The following is a 16,872-nucleotide window of genomic DNA, read 5'->3' as shown; positions in this document are numbered from 1 at the left end:
GGTCGAGGGTCCGTACACAGCCGCCCTGGACGATCAGCGGCGGCGGATGGCCGCGGTTGATCAGCTGGATCGTCGCATCGTCCGGCACCTGCGCCAGCAGTACGGTGACGAACTGCTCGGCCTGTTCCTCCCAGTGCCGCGGATCGGTCGTCCGGTCCAGCAGCGCGTACTCCCGCTGCAGCGCGGCCGCGCAGCGGTGCATGACCTCGGCCAGGTCGCGTTCGTAGTGCACCGCCTCGCGGAAGGCGCCCAGCACCGCGGCGGCCGACCGCACGGCCGCCAGCCCCTTGCCCCGTACGTCCCCGACGATCAGACGCACCCCGAACCGGGTGGTCATCGCCTCGTAGAGATCGCCGCCGATCTGCGCTCCCCGCTCGGCCGCCAGATACACGCTGGCGGCCATCACCACGCCCATCCGGGTGGGCAGCGGGCGCAGCACCACGTTCTGCGAGACCTCGGCGATCCGCCGCACCTGCGTCAGCTCACGCGTTCTGCGGACCCGTACGGCGCTGCTCACCACGCTCGCGATCGCCACCAGCAGCAGCGCGGCCATGTTCGCGTACACCTGCTGGGTGCCCCAGGCGTGGTTCACCGTCGCGGTGGTCGAGCTCACCAGCAGGGCAAGACCGGCCACGGCGCCGGTGCCCAGCGGCCCCATGGTCACCGCGGCCAGCGCCGGAGCGGGGGACAGCAGGGGGCCCGTGTACACCACGTGCACCGGTGACAGTTCGATCGTCACCACGGCCGCCAGGGCCGCGAAGGGCAGGCACCGGGCAATCACGAAGAGCTTACGGCTGTGGCCGTAGGCTCCTCGGTCCGCTGAAGAGCGGAAGAATCGCATAACCGGCTACTTTAATCTGATTACGGCACGTTCAGCTGTTAACGGGCGGTAAAAGCAGTGAACCATGGGAGGCGGGTGGCGTGCGGCGGCCCCGTGTCATGTCCTGTGTCTTAAGGGGTGAGGTCGGCCATTCGGGCGTAATGTTGCGCTATGCCTGAACTGCCGGATGTAGAGGGTTTTCGGCGGGTTTTGGCCTCCTCTGCGGAGGGCCGCCGGGTGGAGCGCGTCGAGGTGAGCGACGCCGGGGTGCTGCGCGGGGTGACAGCTCAGCGGCTGCGGCGAGAGCTGACCGGCCGCCGCTTCGATCCACCGGAGCGGCACGGCAAATGGCTGATCGCCCGCACCGACGGTCCCACCGTACTCCTGCACTTCGGGATGACCGGAGACCTGACGTGCCATGCGCACGATGACCCGCCCCATCCGCACGACCGCGTCACCATCGTCCTCGACGACGGCCACGACCTCCGCTACCGGGACCAGCGCAAACTGCGCGGCCTGTGGCTGGCCGCCACCGACGCCGACCTCGACCGGATCCTGGGCGACCAGGGCCCGGACGCGCTGTCCGTCAGCCGCGCCGAACTCGACAAGCGGCTGGCGGGGCGGCACGGACGGGTCAAGGCGACCCTCACCGACCAGTCCGTCGTCGCCGGGCTCGGCAATCTCCTCGGCGACGAGATCCTGTGGCGCGCCGGCATCAACCCGGCGCGGCGGACCGACGAGCTGACCCCCGAGGAACGCACCCGGCTGGAGCGTGCGATGCGCGGTGTGCTGCTCACCTCGGTCCAGGCCGGACACGTGCCCACCAGCCCCTCCTGGCTCACCGGCCGCCGCGACGACCCCGACCCGCACTGCCCGAGGTGCGGCGGCCCGCTGCGCCGCAGCCGGATGGCCGGGCGGACCACCGCCTGGTGCCCCCACTGCCAGCCGGGCGGGGCATGACGGGCGCCGGCGCGGGGGCACGGGATCAGCGCCGGAACACCGGATCCGGCTCCGCCACCGCGGGAAATGCCTCCTCCAGGTCGAACCCGGACGCGGGCGTGGAGCGCAGCGCCTCCCGCATATAGACGCTCCAGACCTTCTCGGGAAAGTCGGTCCCGGTGTCCTTCAGCCGGATCTGCTTCCGGCTCTTCGCGCCCTCGCCGAAGAAGGCGACCGTCGTGACCAGGTCGGGGGTGTAGCCGACGTACCAGGCAGCCTTCTTGTCGTCGGAGGTGCCGGAGATGCCCGCGGCGGGCCGGGCGAGGGTGCGCGCCGCCCGTGGTCCCTCGTCGTTCTTCACGAGGTCGGCGGTGAGGAAGTCGGCGGTCGCGCGGGTGAGTGCCTGGTCGCCGACGGCCCCCGGCGGCCCGGCCGTCTCGTCACCGCGCCGCGCGGACTTCACGATGGTCGGCGTGACGCGCTTGCCGTGGCTGTCGACCGTGGCGTAAACACCGGCCATCCGCAGCGGACTCGCGCCCGCCAGGCCCAGCGTGACCGTCATCGGGTTGGTGAGGCCGGTGGTGTCCGGGGGCAGGCCGAGGGCCGTCGCGATGTCCTTCACCTCCGTCCGGCCGCCCTTTCGCCCCTGCTTGTTCTCCATCGCGGTGGCGGTCACCACCGGCAGAAAGACCGGCCCCACCTGGTAGTCGGCGCGGGTCGCGTTGCTGAGGTAGTGCTTGGTGTAGTCCCGGCCGCCGTACAGCGCCAGCACCCGGCCGCTCGCGGGGTCCACCGAGGCCGCCGCGCCCTGTGTGTCCGCGTCGCGCAGCGCCGGCTTCATCGCGCGCTCCAGGGCCCGCTGCTTGTCCGGGTCGATGTTGAGGGTGATCGTCCAGCCGCCCGCGGCCAGCTCCTGGTCGCTGACTCCGGCGGCGATGAGTTCGTTCCGCGCGGCGTCCACCAGATAGCCGGCCTGTCCGCCCAGGCCCTGGGCGGGCTGTGGGGCGATCGGCACCGGGAAGCGCAGGGCCCGCCGCTCGCCCGCGTCCAGCCAGCCCATGTCGACCATGTTGTCCAGGACGTAGTTCCAGCGCCGGGTCACCAACCGCTGCGCCGCGGGCGTCGCGACCGCCCAGTCGTACTGGCTGGGGGCCTGCACCAGCGCCGCGAGATAGGCGCCCTCGGCGACCGTCAGCTTCTCGACGTCCTTGTCGTAGTACGCCCGGGCCGCGGCCTGGACGCCATAGGCCACCCGCCCGAAGTAGCTGGTGTTCAGATAGCCCGCGAGGATGTCGTCCTTGGAGTTCCGCTGGTCCACCTTGAGGGAGATGATCAGCTCCTTCACCTTGCGGGTGACGGTCTGCTCCTGGCTGAGGTAGTAGTTCTTGACGTACTGCTGGGTGATCGTCGAGCCGCCCTGGGTGCCCTTCCCGGTCACGGTGTTGACCAGGCCGCGGACGACGCCCACCGGATCGATGCCCGGGTCGTCGTAGAAGGTCTTGTTCTCGGCCGCGACAAACGCGTGCTGCACGGCTTTCGGCACCCTGTTCAAGGGGACCGACTCGCGGTTGATGTCGCCCGTGCGGGCCAGCACCGTTCCGTCGCTGTACTTGTAGACGTTGGCCTCGGCCTTCGCCAGGGCGTTGGCCTTGGGGATGTCGATGAGGTAGTAGAGGAGCGCGAAGGCCCCGACCAGCAGTGCGCACAGCGCGATGAAGTAGACCAGGATCCTGCGCCAGGTGAAGAAGCGCCGCAGACCGGTCCGCTTGACCCCGTTGCCCCGCTTCCCCCACTTCCCCTGTGTTCCCCGTTTCGCTCTCCTTCTCGTCCGTTCCGGGACCCCGGCCGTCTCCTCGCGGGCCGCCGCGCCGTCCGGCTCGCGCCGAGTGCGTAACGCCATACGCGGACCTGTCATACCGGGTGCACCTCCGTCGAGCCCCGCGAGATATTCGCGGGCGGCGCCATCCTCGACAGCGAAGATCTTCAAAACCGCAAAGCCCGGTATCGGCCCCGGCTCGGCCGGGCCTCGAATACCGCTCGGCGGTGTATCAGTCGTGTATCGGTGCGTGTATCGGCGCCGCTTCGGGGCCCGCGGGGAGGCGCAGCGTGGCCACCGCCCCGCCCCCCGGCGCGTTGCGGAACGTCAGCTCGGCGCCGATGACCTCCGCCTGGCCCAGCGCGATGGTCAGCCCCAGGCCATGGCCCCGGCCGCGCTCCCGCGCCCCGGTACGGAACCGCTGCGGACCGTCCCGCAGCAGATCGTCCGGGTAGCCGGGGCCGTGGTCGCGTACGGTCACGGTCCTGCCTCCCGGGTCCACCGTCACCTCGACCGGGGCGCGGCCGTGCCGATGGGCGTTGAGGACCAGATTGGCCACGATCCGCTCCATCCGCCGCGGGTCCGTCCACACCGTCGGCCCGTCCCCGGCGCCCTCTTCCGTACCTTGAGCGGTGCCCAGCCGTACGTCCAGGGCGGTGCGGGCGACGGCGTCGGTCAGCAGGAGCCCAAGGGGGCAGGGCGACAGATCGGCCCGTTCCGCGCCGGCGTCCAGCCGGGAGATCTCCAGCAGGTCCTCGACCAGCGTGCTCAGCACCCGTACCCGGTCCCGTACATACCCGGCGGCCTCGCCCGGCGGCAGCAGCTCGGCGGCGGTCACCAGACCCATCAGCGGGGTGCGCAGCTCATGGGCCACATCGGCGGTGAACCGCTGCTCTCGGAGCAGCCGTTCCTGGAGCGCTGCCGCCATCGAGTCCACGGCCCCGGAGATCTCCGCGATCTCGTCGTGCGGGCGGGCACCGGCCGAGATACGGGCGTCCAGGTCACCGGCGGCGATTCGGCGCGCGGTCGCCGCCGCGGCGCGCAGCCGCCGGCTCATCCGCCCGGCGGTCACCACCCCGAGCGGCAGCACCACGGCGGCGGCGATCAGACCGGCCAGCACGATGTTGGTGTCGAGCGCGCTGATGTCCCGCATGGAGGTGTCCAGGTCCACGCGGACCGACAGGACCTGGTCGTCGGCGGGTCTGGCGGCCCACATCGCGGGCCCACCGGGCCCGGTGGTGAACTCGGTGCCCTGGTGCCCCTTGCGTACCAGGGAGCGCAGCCCGCCCGGGAGCCCGGGAGCGTCCAGCGCGGCCCCGGAGCCCTCGACCCCGCCGGTGCGGGCGTAGACGACGGCGGCCCGCTCCAGCGTGGTGCGGGCGGCGTCCCGCGCCTGCGACAGCTCGCGCTCCTGTGAGGCGCGGTGCACCAGTACGCCGACCGCCGCGGCCACCGCACAGGCGGCCGCCGCCACCAGAGCGGCTATCCGCCATCTCAGCGCCATCGTCAGCGCCGCAGCTTGTAGCCGAAGCCGCGGACCGTCTCGATCCGTTCCGCGCCTATCTTCGCCCGCAGCCGCTGGACATGGAGGTCGACCACGCGGGTGTCCCCGTGCCAGGCGTGGTCCCACACCCGGCTGAGCAGCGTACGGCGCTCCAGTACGACGCCGGGCGAGGCCGCGAACTCCAGCAGCATCCGCAGCTCGGTCGGCGTCAGGGCCAGGAGCCGGCCCGCGCGGCGCACTTCCATCCCGCGGGGGTCGATGGTCAGATCGCCGAAGGCGAGCGTCGCCGGCTCGTCCTCCTCGGCCGTCTCGCACTCCGCTCCGCCGGGCGCGCCGCGCTGCACGGGGGCGAAGGAGGCGCGGCGCAGCAGCGAGCGGATACGGGCCACCAGCACCGCGCTCTCACACGGCTTGACCACATAGTCGTCCGCTCCCGCCTCCAGGCCGGAGACCACGTCCAGGGCGTCGCCGCGGGCGGACATCATCAGGATCGGGGCCAGGCTCAGCTCGCGGACCCTGCGGCACAGCCCGATGCCGTCCAGTTCGGGGAGCATGACGTCCAGCAGCAGCAGGTCGGGCCGGCGCTCGCGGAAGAGCTCCAGGCCGGTGAGACCGTCCCCCGCGGTGGACACGGTGAAGCCGTACCGCTCCAGGAGCATCCGGACCGTATTGCGGATCACCTCGTCGTCCTCGACGAGGAGAAGGTGGGCCTCGGTGGCGGGGCCGGGCGCGACGGGGCCCGGTTCGGCGGCCGCGGGCGGTGGGAAGGCGGGGGTCATGGCGTCCTCTTCGGCTCGGCGGTCTCGGCCGGCACACCGCCGGGGACGGTCTCCGCGACGTCCGGGGCGGCGGGGACGGTCTCCGCGACCTCCGGGGTGCTGGAGGCGCCGCGCGGGGTGACGGCGGCCATGACCTCGCCGTTCCAGCGGAAGCGCACGGTGATCCGGCCGTCGTCGCCGGTCGAGGTGATGATCAGGTCACGGCCGTACGTCTCGCCGGTGACGCCCAGTTGGCCCCAGTAGATCAGCACCGGTCTGACGGTCCGGCCCGTCGCCCGGTACACCTGGACCAGCGTCCGCTGGAACTCGGGCAGATCGACCGCGGCCACCAGCTCGTCCCGGCCGTCACCGGTCAGATCGCGCAGCACCGGCTTGCGCAGCGGGCAGTGGGCGCCCGGACACCCGGACAGGGTGCCCTGGAGCACCTTCGCCACATTGGGGTCGTTGTCCAGCAGCCGCTTCGGGGACACCCCCGCCAGCCCGTCGGCGGGCGCGGATACGCCGTCGACGGGAAGATAGCGGACGAAGCCGGGGGCCGGACCCACCTGTTCGGGCGTGGACGGCGGCGTGAAGCCGGGCCACAGCGGTACGGCGCTGGTGGGCGGGGACAGCCGGGGCGCGGCGCCGTCGTCCTGGGCACCGGTCCCCGACGCACAGCCCGCGATCCCCACGGCCGCACCGGCGGCGACGAGCGCGGGCAGCAGGAGCCGCGCCCGCCGCTGGGAGACTGAGGAGTGCATAGGCCGATCACCCTATGACACCCCTGCGCCGCGCGGATGTTGTGCGCTGCGTCGAGGTGAGCGTTCAGGACAGCCAGGCCGTGTACGAGAGCACATCGCCCGCCTTGAGCCGGTACTCGGGGTCGTCGCGGGTGCCGGTCTCCTCCATGTCGAGGACCCTCCCGTCGTCCGGGTCGAGGACGACCATCTGCTGCAACCCGGCGGTGGTGCGTACGAACGCCTGCCCCTCCCGGCCCATCCGGTCGGTGACCCGCCCGGCCGGGCGCAGGCCCGCGTCGCGGGAGAGCAGGGTGGCCAGGTTCGCGATCTCGCGCGGGCCGGGGGTCCACACCCGGAGGAAGTCCTGGACCGCGCCCAGCAGTTCGCCCGGGTCGCGGTCCGCGTCCGGGTGCCAGACGGCGAGATAGTCGCGCAGCGCGGCGGCGCCGGCCGGCGGCGGCTCGAAGTAGCTCTGGTTCGCGCCGTCGATGCCCGGCGGGTAGCTCTCCCGGCGCACCACCTTGCCGTCGTGGACCGTACGGGGCGGATCGCCGTCGTCGATGACCGGGCGCCCCGGGTGGCGGGGGTCGGTGGCGACCACGAGCAGCGAGCCGCTGCCGTCCGCGTTCCAGCGGGTCAGCGTCTCCTGGGGGACCGTCACCGCGTCCTTGCCCGACTCCAGGCCAAGCGACCAGTCCTGGACATGGCTGCCGCGCACCGACTTCCCGGGCTCGGCGGCCGCCGCGGCCCGGGCCCGGCGGGCGATGTCCGCGAGTGATACATCGGCGGCGGAGGTGTGCGGCCGCAGCGCCACCGGGGCGGCCACGGCCGGGGAGGAGGCCGGGCCCGATACGGTCAGGGCGATGGCGACCACCGCGCCCGCCGTCGCCGTGGCCACGCCCATGACGACCCGCCGGACCGTACGGCGGCGCCGGGCCCCGGACACCAGCTGCCGCAGCCGCCGCTCGCCCTCGAAGTCCAGCGGCCGGTCCCGCCAGCGCTCGGCGTCGGCGGGGACGGGGTCGGCGCCGCGGAGCAGGTCGAGTTCGTCGGTCATTTCCGTTCATCCTTCGTGCTCGTCCGCGCCGGTACCGGGACGGCCCCGCGCACCGTGTCGATCTGCGTCCGCAGCCGCTGCCGGGCCCGGTGCAGCCGCATGGCCGCGGCCGACCGGCCGCATCCCAGAACGGTGGCCAGCTCCTCGACGGTCAGCTCCTCCCACGCCGTCAGCTTCAGCACCTCCTGGTCGGCCTCGGTGAGCCGGTCCAGAGCCTCCAGCACCCAGGAGCCCGGCCGCTCGGCGTCCGGGCTCGGCACGGTGCGCCGACCGCCCGTCACCTCGTGATGGCCGAGTTTGGCGAGCAGCCTGCGGTACCGGCCGCGCCCGCGTACGGCGTTGGCCAGGCAGTTGCGCGCCACCCCGTACAGCCAGGGCAAGGGCGACTCGGGCAGCTCGCGGCGGCGGCGCCAGGCGATGGCGAACACCTCCGCGACGACTTCCTCGACCTCGCCGGACCGGCCGTCCAGCCGTCGGGCCACGAAGCGGCTCACCGCCCAGTAATGCTCACGGTAGGCGGTGTCGAAGGCTTCGTCGGGGCTCATGCCCGGTAGGTGTCCGGCATGCCTTCGATCATCACACCCGCGGGAAGTTTTCTTTTTCCGCCTCCCCTGTGACGGTCGGGAGGGGTGCCGGACACCTAGCGGACATGAGTAACAACAGTGTCGTCGCGGCACCGGCGCCCCTGCCCACGCGCCGCCCGAGCCCCGGTTCCGCGGCCGTGAGGTGGCTGACGACCACCGACCACAAGACGATCGGGACGCTCTACCTCGTCACCTCGTTCGCGTTCTTCTGCCTCGGCGGGGTCCTGGCGCTGTTCATGCGCGCCGAGCTGGCCCGACCGGGCCACCAGATCATGTCGAACGAGCAGTTCAACCAGGCGTTCACCATGCATGGCACGATCATGCTGCTGATGTTCGCCACGCCGCTGTTCGCCGGCTTCGCGAACTGGATCATGCCGCTGCAGATCGGCGCCCCTGATGTGGCGTTCCCGCGGCTGAACATGTTCGCCTACTGGCTGTACCTGTTCGGCTCGCTGATCGCGGTGGGCGGATTCCTCACCCCGCAGGGCGCGGCGGACTTCGGCTGGTTCGCGTACTCGCCGCTGTCGGACGCGGTCCGCTCGCCGGGCGTGGGCGCCGATATGTGGATCATGGGTCTGGCCTTCTCCGGCTTCGGCACGATCCTCGGCTCGGTCAACTTCATCACCACCATCATCTGCATGCGCGCTCCGGGCATGACGATGTTCCGCATGCCGATCTTCACCTGGAACGTGCTGCTCACCGGTGTGCTGGTGCTGCTGGCCTTCCCCGTCCTTGCCGCCGCGCTGTTCGCCCTGGAGGCGGACCGCCAGTTCGGGGCGCATGTCTTCGACGCGGCCAACGGCGGGGCGCTGCTGTGGCAGCACCTGTTCTGGTTCTTCGGCCATCCCGAGGTGTACATCATCGCGCTGCCGTTCTTCGGGATCATCTCCGAGGTCATTCCGGTCTTCTCACGCAAGCCGATGTTCGGCTACATCGGGCTGATCGGCGCGACGATCTCGATCGCGGGCCTCTCGGTGACCGTGTGGGCACACCATATGTACGTCACGGGAGGTGTGCTGCTGCCGTTCTTCTCCTTCATGACGTTCCTGATCGCGGTGCCGACCGGGGTGAAGTTCTTCAACTGGATCGGCACGATGTGGAAGGGGTCGCTGAGCTTCGAGACGCCGATGCTGTGGGCGGTCGGCTTCCTGATCACGTTTGTCTTCGGCGGGCTGACCGGCGTCATCCTGGCCTCGCCGCCGATGGACTTCCACGTCTCGGACACCTACTTCGTGGTGGCCCACTTCCACTACGTGATCTTCGGTACGGTCGTGTTCGCGATGTTCGCCGGGTTCCACTTCTGGTGGCCCAAGTTCACCGGCAAGATGCTGGATGAGCGCCTGGGCAAGATCACCTTCTGGACGCTGTTCATCGGCTTCCACGGCACCTTCCTCGTCCAGCACTGGCTGGGGACGGAAGGAATGATCCGCAGGATCCCGGACTATCTCGCCGCCGACGGCTTCACCACGCTGAACACCGTCTCGACGATCTTCTCCTTCGTGCTCGGCCTGTCGATCCTGCCGTTCTTCTACAACGTCTGGAAGACCGCCAAGTACGGCGAGAAGGTCGAGGCCGACGATCCGTGGGGCTACGGCCGCTCACTGGAGTGGGCGACCTCCTGCCCGCCGCCGCGGCACAACTTCACCGAGCTGCCCCGGATCCGCTCCGAATCCCCGGCGTTCGATCTGCACCACCCCGAGGTCGCCGAGCGGGAGCGGGTGATATGAGCATGTCGCGCCCCGGTGATATCGCCATGGGCATCAGCCAACTGGAGGGCTATCTGCTGCTCCAGGCGGAACGCGAGCGGGCCTGCGACCGCGCCCGCCGGTTCGTGGGCCGGCTGGACTGGCTGACCATCGCCCAGCGCGAGGAGGTCGAACGCCTCTACGCGCAGGACCAGTGGGACCTCACCGAACAGAACCTGCGCAAGGTGGCGCGGCGCGGTGAGGAGCTGAAGGCGGAGTACCAGCGGATCTACCGCCAACTGCGGCTCCGACTGCTGGTGGCCGTCCTGCTCGGCGGGGTCGTCGTGACCATCGTCGCCACCACGTTCGCCGCGGGATAGGGGATATGGCCCCGGCAGGGGGCACCTCCCAGCGGGTGGCTGGGGCGATCCGAGCCCTCGAAGCCCCCCTCGGCGGCACGCCCCCGACGTGCCGCCAGGAGGGGCTTACTTGACGAAGTCCGGGAGCACTCTGGCCGGCCAGGTGCCGACCGTCAGCATGCCCGCCGAGTACGCGCGGGACACCAGGGCCGCGCGGTTGGGCGCCTTGAGCTTCCGTAGCATCGAGCTCACGTGGTATTCGATGCCCTGCCTGCTCAGATAGAGCTTGGAGGCCAGCTGTACGGTCGAGGCGCCGGTGGCCACGCCTTCGAGTATCTGGGCCTCCAGTGGGGAGAGCAACAGCCGCCGCAGCGTGGCCGCTTCGCCGAGGACCGCCTCGTCGTCCGGCTTGACCAGTACGACGATGGCGGACAGCTGATCCGAGGGGCCCTCGATGGCCGTACCGGTCAGATCGCCGGAGAACACCTGGCCGTCCGTGCGGCATCCGACGACGCGCTCGGTGAACCGGGTGCGCCGCCCGTCGTGCAGACGCGAGAAGTGTTCGCGCAGAACGGCAGGGGCGCTGGGATGCAGCAGATCGAACAAATCGCGGCCGCACAGCTCCGCCGACGAACCGCCGAAGTGGCGGAAGAAGTCGTCGTCACCCGCGAGGACTCGCAGATCGGAGGTGAGCGTGGCCATACCGGTGGCGTACCGGCCGCCCCCTTGGGGGGCTTTGGGGCGATCGGGGGTGACCTGGGCGGTGTGGGGGTGGGCAGCCAAGGGTAGTCACCACTTTCTGTCGTATCGGCAACGGCTGTGGATTCTGGTGACGGGTGTTTAGATCCGCTTCAAGGTGTATACCAATGTCGCGCCCCATTGCCACTGACCGTTTCCGAAAGACTTGCGCCCGTTTCTGCCCGAGTGGAGTTCGGTTGGAGATCAGCCGTGTGCGGACAACTCCGCTCCGCATACGGCCGCCTGGGCCTGTGCGGCGAGGCTCCGCCGGTCGTCCACGCCCGGCAGGGCCGGCAGCGGTTGGTGTATCCGCATCCGCACGGTCAGCCCGGTGGCCCGCAGGACCCGCCGTACGGAGCTGCCGAAGTCGTCCTCGCCGACGAAGGCGGCCACCGTGGTCGGCGCTCCGTGCTGAAGATAGTCCAGGGTCACCGGCCGGATCGGTGCCCCCGCGTCGATCGCCGACTGGAAGGTGGCCCGCCGGAAGTTGCCGCCCGTTCCGGCGCACCAGGTGACGCCTTGCGGGAAGACCATGACCGAACGGCCGGAGCGCAGCTGTCCGGACACCATCGCGACGGTGTCCGGCAGCCCGCGCAGGGTGGATCGGTCGATGAACAGCGTCCCCGCCCGCCGCACCAGCGAGCCGACCACCGGCCACTCCCCGACCTCGCGCTTGGCCAGCATGGTCACCGGCTCCACGGCGAGCAGGGAGATGATGTCCAGCCACGAGATGTGGTTGGCGACGACCAGTGTGCCCGTGCGGCCCGGTGCGCTCAGCGGCCCGCCGTGCACCTCCAGCCGGATGTCCAGGGCGTCCAGCATCGCCGCGGCGCGGGCCCGCAGCGTATCGGGCTCGGCGAGCCGCTTGCCGCGCAGCAGCGCGCCCGCCGCCACCTGGGCGAAGGACGCGGCACGCCCGGCCACGCGCGAGGCCGGCACCCGCGCGGCGGCGTGCGCCACACAGCGGGTGGTACTGCACGGTGACCAGGCGGTCCACGGGGCCCCTGCGGCCCCCGTATCCCGCATATCTCTCGGCGCCCCCGTATGCGGGGGCGCCGACACCGGCAGGGTCATCGGGACTCGCCCAGGAAGTAGCGCCGATAGCGGTCGTTCATCTTCTCCGTGTCCAGCAGCACGAAGAAGTCGGCGTCGTCGAAGTCCCGCTCGTGCTGCGGCGCTCCGCACATCCAGGCCCCGACCCGCAGATAGCCGCGCAGCAGCGGCGGCAGCGCGGCATAGCCCGGCTCGGCGACCAGCGTCCGGGTGGGCATCCACGGGTCGCGCGGGCGCACCCGCACATCGGCGGGCGCGGCGTGCCGGGTGGTGCCCAGCAGCCAGGCGTCCGCCGCGGCCTGCCCGCCGTCGGCCAGCGGGACCGAGGCGCAGCCCGCGAGATAGCGGTGGCCGGACAGCAGCACATACCGGGCCAGCCCGGCCCACATCAGATTGATCACCGCGCCCGAGCGGTGGTCGGGGTGGACACACGCCCGGCCCGCCTCGACCATCGACGAACGTATCTCGTCCGGGAGTCCGCGCAGATCGAACTCGGTCTCCGAGTACAGCCGCTCGCTGCGCCCGGGCGGCAGCAGCCGATAGGTGCCGACCACGGTGTCCGTCGAGGTGTCCGTGACGATCAGATGGTCCATGACCTCGTCGAACTCGTCCACGTCCCGGTCGCCGACGGTGTGCAGCCGGGCTCCTTTTTCCTGCCCGAAGACCTGGTAGCGCAGCCGCTGGGCGGCGTGGATCTGCTCTTCGGTGTCCGCGATCGAGGTGACGTAGGAGCGGGCGTCCGCCGGAACCGAAGTTGTCGAGAGCACATGCATTCCTGTTCTCCGTTCAGGGGAGTCGAGCACCAGCGAAGGCTTGGAATGGCTTCGCAAGTGTTGCCCCGGCACGAGAACGCGGCAGTGTCCGGACGGTGATTCGACGACTGCCGGACGATGACGAACGTGTGCCGCGACGGGCGCCACACGTGATGTCCACCCGGGCGACGCCCACGCGTCGTCCGAGATGGGGTTTACCGCTCGGCCGAGCCCGGCAGCGGAAAGCCGAGCGCGCGGGCCGCGTCGGCGGGGGTGGGCTGGGACCACAGCTCGGCGACGGAGCGCGCCGAGGCGAGCGAGCGGGTCTCGGCCCGGTCGAGGTAGAGCGTGCCGTCGAGGTGGTCGGTCTCGTGCTGGACGATACGCGCGGGCCACCCCGCGAACTCCTCGTCGAGCTCGCGCCCCCGCTCGTCCTGGCCCCGCAGCCGGATCCGCTCGGGGCGGGCCACCACGGCCTGCCACCCGGGCACACTGAGACAGCCCTCGAAGAACGCCGCCCGGCGGCCGGGGTCGCCCACCGGCTCGTACGAGGGGTTGACGAGCACCCGGAAGGGCAGCGGCACCCGCCCGCGCGCCTCACGCACCTCCGCGCTCACTTCGGCCGGGTCCTCGATGACCGCGATCCGCAGCGGAATGCCGATCTGCGGAGCGGCCAGGCCGACCCCCGGGGCGGCCTGCATGGTCTCCCGCATGGCCCGCACCAGCCGGTCCAGTTGCCCGGCGGACAGCTGCCCCTCGTACGGAAGGGCGGGCCGGCGCAGGACCGGGACGCCCGCGGCGACGATGGGCAACGGGCGGGGGCTGGCCAGGAGTTCGTCGATCAGCTCGGGCAGCGGCGCGGTCGGCATGGGGACAGCCTGGCAAGGGCCGGGCCGCCGCGGCAAACCGAATGTGGTGGAAGGCTGAACAATGCGGGGTCCGGGTCCGTACTCACCGGCAGAGCCTCCGGGGAACCCACGCCTCCGGAGGCTCCGCCGGGTCGCGCCGACTCGGACCGGCTGCCGCTCCGCTGGTGACTCTCCCCGTTGTGCGCCGCGGGGCGGCAGCCTCGACCCACGACCTGCGTCAGGCCTTCAGACCGGCCATCCATGCCTCGACCTCGTCCGCCTGCCGGGGCAGGCCGGCCGACAGGTTCTCGGTGCCGTCCTCCGTGACGAGGATGTCGTCCTCGATCCGCACCCCGATACCGCGGTACTCCTCGGGCACGGTCAGATCGTCGGGCTGGAAGTACAGCCCCGGCTCGACGGTGAGCACCATCCCGGGCTCCAGCGTGCCGTTGACGTACATCTCGGTACGGGCCGCGGCGCAGTCGTGGACGTCGAGGCCGAGCATGTGGCCGGTGCCGTGCAGGGTCCAGCGGCGCTGCAAACCGAGCTCGAGCGCCTTGTCCACCGACAGATCGCCCAGCAGGCCCCAGTCCACCAGGCGCTCGGTGAGCACCCGCTGGGCGGCCTCGTGGAAGTCGCGGTAGCCGGCGCCGGGCTTGACGGCGGCGATGCCGGCCTCCTGCGCGTCGTACACCGCGTCGTAGATCCTGCGCTGGATCGGGGTGAACCGGCCGTCGACGGGCAGGGTGCGGGTCACATCCGCGGTGTACAGGTTGCGGGTCTCCACGCCCGCGTCGAGCAGCAGCAGTTCGCCGGGGCGGACCGGGCCGTCGTTGCGCACCCAGTGGAGCGTGGTGGCGTGCGGGCCGGCGGCGCAGATGGAGGCGTAGCCGACGGCGTTGCCCTCGACGCGGGCGCGCAGGAAGAACGTGCCCTCGATATAGCGCTCGGAGGTGGCCTCGGCCGCTTCGAGCGCCTTGACCACATCCTCGAAGCCGCGCACGGTGGCCTCGCAGGCGAAGCGCAGATCGGCGATCTCGAACTCGTCCTTGACCCGGCGCATCTCGGAGAGGAAGACGCGGAACTCCTCGTCGCGCTCGGCGGTCACCTTGTCGTGCAACGCGGCCTCGACACCGGCGTCGTACCCGCGCAGCACGCGGACCGGGCCGGTGGCCTCCTTCAGCGCGTCGGCCAGCGTGCGGACGTCCTTGCAGGGCAGGCCGAGAAGCCTCTCGTTCTCGGTGAGGCTGTTGCGCCTGCCGTCCCACAGCTCGCCCTGCGCCGAGAGCCAGAACTCGCCGTTCTCGCGGTCGGAGCGGGGCAGCAGATACGCGGTGGCCGCATGGCCGCCCTCGCCCTGGGGCTCCAGCACCAGAACGCCGTCAGCGCACTCAGCGGGCCGGTCGCCGGTCAGATAGACGTAGTCGGAGGAGGGGCGGAAGGGGTAGTCCGTGTCATTGGCGCGGACCTTCAGCCGGCCGGCGGGAATCACCAGGCGCTCGCCGGGGAAGCGGGCGGAGAGCGCGGCGCGGCGGCGGGCGGTGTACGCGGCCTGCGGGATGGGCTCGAGGTCGTGTCGCTCGGTGTCGGCCCAGCCCTGCGTCATGTTCTCGGCGAGCTCGTCGCTCACGCCTCGCCTCAGGCTGTTCTTGCGCTGCCGTAAGGTCTCGGACTGCTCGCCCTCCGGGCCCTCCGGGGCCTGGAGCTCCCGCTCGGGCTCCTGGCTCTCGGACGTCCGCTCGGTCACGACTGCCTCCTCGGTCGAATCGGTCACGACCGCCTCCCCATGGCCAACCGGGTGACGGCCCGCCTATTATGACGATTCGCTGTATTGAGCGGGCGGAACGGGGGAACAGGGTTCGACACGGTCGGTGCGGAACAATTCGTTCCTGAACCTGTGGCGTTCCTTGAGTTTCCCGGATCGAGATCGTCAGTAATTTTCGGAATGGCCGTTTCACACTGACGGGGGCAGGGTGTCCGAAGGCACATCGAGCTCGAATTCCGGGCTTGGGTCCTATTTCCGATTGCTGAGGGGGCCGGGCGCCGCCGCGCTGGCGTTCTGGGGGATGGTCGGTCGATTCCCCATCGCCATGCGGTCCCTGAGCTGCGTGATGCTGATCTCCTCGGTCACCGGGTCGCTGGCGGACGCCGGGACGGTGGCCGCGGCCATGCTGGTCTCGCAGGGGGTGGCCAGCCCGGTGCTGGGGCGGCTGGCCGACCGGCTCAGCCAGCGGCGGGTGCTGCTCACCGCATGCCTGGCGCATGCGGTGGGGATGGTGCTGCTGCTGGTGGCGATCCTGCTCGAGGCCCCGCTGTGGCTGTTGATCGTCCCGGCGGTGGCCACCGGATGTGCCTCGGTCTCGTTCACCTCGTTCATGCGGGCGCGGTGGGCGGCGATGGCCGACCGGGGAGCGCTGCGGACGGCCTATGCCCTGGAATCCATGCTGGACGAGACGATTTTCCTGCTGGGTCCGCTGCTGGCCACCGCCCTGGCCTCGGCGGTGCACCCGGCCGCGGGCCTGATCGCCTGTGCGGTGCTGACCTTGACCGGCTCCATCGCCCTGGCGCTGCACCGCCGGTCCGAGCCGGTCCCCGAGCCGACCCCGGGCAGCGGCTCCGAGCGGGCGATCGCGGTGCCCGGGGTGCGGGTGCTGATGGTCTCCTACGCGGGGATGGGATTCCTGCTCGGTGCGGTCGACGTCACGATGATCGCGTTCGCCCAGGAGCGGTCGGCCTCCGGTCTTGCCGGGGTGTTCCTGTCCCTGACGGCGGTGGGCAGCCTGATCGCCGGGGCGGTCTACGGGGCGGTGAACTGGCGGCTGTCACAGGCCCGGCTGCTCTCGATCACCACCTCCGTGCTGACACTCGGCGTGATCCCGCTGGCCTTCGCGGACTCCTTGCCGGTGATGGGCCTCCTCGCCGTCGTCGCGGGCGTGGCGATCTCCCCGGGGCTGATCGCGGGCAGCACGCTGCTGGAGTCGCTGGCCCCCAAGGGCTCCTTGTCGGAGGGGTTCTCATGGCTCACCAGCGCCGGGGCCCTCGGCATCGCCCTGGGCACGGCCGTGGGCGGGCGGCTGGCCGACCCGGGCGGCTTCGAGCAGGCGGCGTGGGCGGCGGTCGGCGGCGGGATCCTCGCCATGGGGCTGAGCCTCGTAGGACAGCCGGCCCTCCTGAGGACGAGGCCGGCCCCGGAAGCGGCTTCAGGAACCACCGTTTGAG

General features: G+C 71.3%; 16 protein-coding genes. 4 read left to right on the top strand and 12 right to left on the bottom strand.

Annotated features, from left to right (window positions below; translation table 11 throughout):
• On the bottom strand, nt 1-781 hold a 781-nt coding region (locus tag CCN51_RS12565; protein WP_245881606.1), incomplete at its 3' end, for a PP2C family protein-serine/threonine phosphatase.
• 210 nt (nt 782-991) lie between these two features.
• Here CCN51_RS12565 and CCN51_RS12560 point away from each other — a divergent pair.
• Nucleotides 992-1,780 carry an Fpg/Nei family DNA glycosylase gene (locus CCN51_RS12560; RefSeq protein ID WP_043488125.1) on the top strand — a complete coding sequence of 263 codons (789 nt, stop codon included), beginning with the start codon at nt 992-994 and terminating at the stop codon, nt 1,778-1,780.
• 25 nt (nt 1,781-1,805) lie between these two features.
• Here the strand turns inward: CCN51_RS12560 and CCN51_RS12555 are convergent, their stop codons facing one another.
• The 6 genes from CCN51_RS12555 to CCN51_RS12530 all read right to left on the bottom strand — a co-directional run bounded on the left by CCN51_RS12555 (nt 1,806) and on the right by CCN51_RS12530 (nt 8,179).
• A complete protein-coding gene (locus CCN51_RS12555; protein WP_014181633.1) occupies nt 1,806-3,659 on the bottom strand; it encodes a transglycosylase domain-containing protein in 1,854 nt (617 codons plus the stop codon).
• 148 nt (nt 3,660-3,807) lie between these two features.
• Entirely contained in the window at nt 3,808-5,079 is a 1,272-nt protein-coding gene (locus CCN51_RS12550; RefSeq protein WP_043488128.1) for a sensor histidine kinase, read from the bottom strand.
• Between the two features lie 2 nt (nt 5,080-5,081).
• Nucleotides 5,082-5,858: a two-component system response regulator CseB gene (gene cseB, locus CCN51_RS12545; protein ID WP_014181635.1), complete on the bottom strand. Its 777-nt coding sequence runs from the start codon at nt 5,856-5,858 to the stop codon at nt 5,082-5,084.
• Nucleotides 5,855-6,598, bottom strand: coding sequence for a hypothetical protein (locus tag CCN51_RS12540; protein WP_014181636.1), 744 nt, complete (start codon nt 6,596-6,598; stop codon nt 5,855-5,857). The genes cseB and CCN51_RS12540 overlap by 4 nt, the downstream gene beginning before the upstream one ends.
• Before the next feature lie 64 nt (nt 6,599-6,662).
• Nucleotides 6,663-7,634, bottom strand: coding sequence for a CU044_5270 family protein (locus tag CCN51_RS12535; RefSeq protein ID WP_014181637.1), 972 nt, complete (start codon nt 7,632-7,634; stop codon nt 6,663-6,665).
• A complete protein-coding gene (locus tag CCN51_RS12530) occupies nt 7,631-8,179 on the bottom strand; it encodes an RNA polymerase sigma factor (protein ID WP_014181638.1) in 549 nt (182 codons plus the stop codon). The genes CCN51_RS12535 and CCN51_RS12530 overlap by 4 nt, the downstream gene beginning before the upstream one ends.
• A 104-nt stretch (nt 8,180-8,283) precedes the next feature.
• Between CCN51_RS12530 and ctaD the strand changes: the two genes are divergently transcribed.
• Both ctaD and CCN51_RS12520 read left to right on the top strand, forming a co-directional pair.
• Nucleotides 8,284-9,945 carry an aa3-type cytochrome oxidase subunit I gene (gene ctaD / locus CCN51_RS12525; RefSeq protein WP_086859543.1) on the top strand — a complete coding sequence of 554 codons (1,662 nt, stop codon included), beginning with the start codon at nt 8,284-8,286 and terminating at the stop codon, nt 9,943-9,945.
• Nucleotides 9,942-10,283 carry a hypothetical protein gene (locus tag CCN51_RS12520; protein WP_014181640.1) on the top strand — a complete coding sequence of 114 codons (342 nt, stop codon included), beginning with the start codon at nt 9,942-9,944 and terminating at the stop codon, nt 10,281-10,283. The genes ctaD and CCN51_RS12520 overlap by 4 nt, the downstream gene beginning before the upstream one ends.
• A 105-nt stretch (nt 10,284-10,388) precedes the next feature.
• Here CCN51_RS12520 and CCN51_RS12515 read toward each other — a convergent pair whose 3' ends face one another.
• The 5 genes from CCN51_RS12515 to CCN51_RS12495 all read right to left on the bottom strand — a co-directional run bounded on the left by CCN51_RS12515 (nt 10,389) and on the right by CCN51_RS12495 (nt 15,400).
• Nucleotides 10,389-10,964, bottom strand: a complete 576-nt coding sequence (locus CCN51_RS12515) for a helix-turn-helix transcriptional regulator (protein WP_014181641.1) — start codon at nt 10,962-10,964, stop codon at nt 10,389-10,391.
• 240 nt (nt 10,965-11,204) lie between these two features.
• Nucleotides 11,205-11,960: a lysophospholipid acyltransferase family protein gene (locus tag CCN51_RS12510; RefSeq protein WP_014181642.1), complete on the bottom strand. Its 756-nt coding sequence runs from the start codon at nt 11,958-11,960 to the stop codon at nt 11,205-11,207.
• Nucleotides 11,961-12,070: 110 nt separating this feature from the next.
• A complete protein-coding gene (locus CCN51_RS12505; protein WP_014181643.1) occupies nt 12,071-12,826 on the bottom strand; it encodes a GNAT family N-acetyltransferase in 756 nt (251 codons plus the stop codon).
• A 194-nt stretch (nt 12,827-13,020) separates the two neighbouring features.
• A complete protein-coding gene (locus tag CCN51_RS12500; protein WP_014181644.1) occupies nt 13,021-13,674 on the bottom strand; it encodes a peptide deformylase in 654 nt (217 codons plus the stop codon).
• Between the two features lie 217 nt (nt 13,675-13,891).
• A complete protein-coding gene (locus CCN51_RS12495) occupies nt 13,892-15,400 on the bottom strand; it encodes an aminopeptidase P family protein (protein ID WP_055414350.1) in 1,509 nt (502 codons plus the stop codon).
• 343 nt (nt 15,401-15,743) lie between these two features.
• Here CCN51_RS12495 and CCN51_RS12490 point away from each other — a divergent pair, with 343 nt between their 5' ends.
• Nucleotides 15,744-16,871 carry an MFS transporter gene (locus tag CCN51_RS12490; protein WP_238545527.1) on the top strand — a complete coding sequence of 376 codons (1,128 nt, stop codon included), beginning with the start codon at nt 15,744-15,746 and terminating at the stop codon, nt 16,869-16,871.
• Nucleotide 16,872: the final 1 nt, after the last annotated feature.

The organism is Streptomyces milbemycinicus, from assembly GCF_002154605.1.
Lineage (GTDB): Bacteria > Actinomycetota > Actinomycetes > Streptomycetales > Streptomycetaceae > Streptomyces > Streptomyces milbemycinicus.
Note: the sequence above shows the minus strand (reverse complement) of the source record. Positions and strands in the feature narration are given on the sequence as shown.

What these genes read in the sequence shown, in the direction of transcription:
- cseB (WP_014181635.1), bottom strand. Translation starts at nt 5,858, where the DNA reads ATGACCCCCGCCTTCCCACCGCCCGCGGCCGCCGAACCGGGCCCCGTC.
- CCN51_RS12505 (WP_014181643.1), bottom strand. Translation starts at nt 12,826, where the DNA reads ATGCATGTGCTCTCGACAACTTCGGTTCCGGCGGACGCCCGCTCCTAC.
- CCN51_RS12500 (WP_014181644.1), bottom strand. Translation starts at nt 13,674, where the DNA reads ATGCCGACCGCGCCGCTGCCCGAGCTGATCGACGAACTCCTGGCCAGC.
- CCN51_RS12530 (WP_014181638.1), bottom strand. Translation starts at nt 8,179, where the DNA reads ATGAGCCCCGACGAAGCCTTCGACACCGCCTACCGTGAGCATTACTGG.
- CCN51_RS12560 (WP_043488125.1), top strand. Translation starts at nt 992, where the DNA reads ATGCCTGAACTGCCGGATGTAGAGGGTTTTCGGCGGGTTTTGGCCTCC.
- CCN51_RS12535 (WP_014181637.1), bottom strand. Translation starts at nt 7,634, where the DNA reads ATGACCGACGAACTCGACCTGCTCCGCGGCGCCGACCCCGTCCCCGCC.
- CCN51_RS12540 (WP_014181636.1), bottom strand. Translation starts at nt 6,598, where the DNA reads ATGCACTCCTCAGTCTCCCAGCGGCGGGCGCGGCTCCTGCTGCCCGCG.
- CCN51_RS12490 (WP_238545527.1), top strand. Translation starts at nt 15,744, where the DNA reads ATGCGGTCCCTGAGCTGCGTGATGCTGATCTCCTCGGTCACCGGGTCG.
- ctaD (WP_086859543.1), top strand. Translation starts at nt 8,284, where the DNA reads ATGAGTAACAACAGTGTCGTCGCGGCACCGGCGCCCCTGCCCACGCGC.
- CCN51_RS12520 (WP_014181640.1), top strand. Translation starts at nt 9,942, where the DNA reads ATGAGCATGTCGCGCCCCGGTGATATCGCCATGGGCATCAGCCAACTG.
- CCN51_RS12515 (WP_014181641.1), bottom strand. Translation starts at nt 10,964, where the DNA reads ATGGCCACGCTCACCTCCGATCTGCGAGTCCTCGCGGGTGACGACGAC.
- CCN51_RS12550 (WP_043488128.1), bottom strand. Translation starts at nt 5,079, where the DNA reads ATGGCGCTGAGATGGCGGATAGCCGCTCTGGTGGCGGCGGCCGCCTGT.
- CCN51_RS12555 (WP_014181633.1), bottom strand. Translation starts at nt 3,659, where the DNA reads ATGGCGTTACGCACTCGGCGCGAGCCGGACGGCGCGGCGGCCCGCGAG.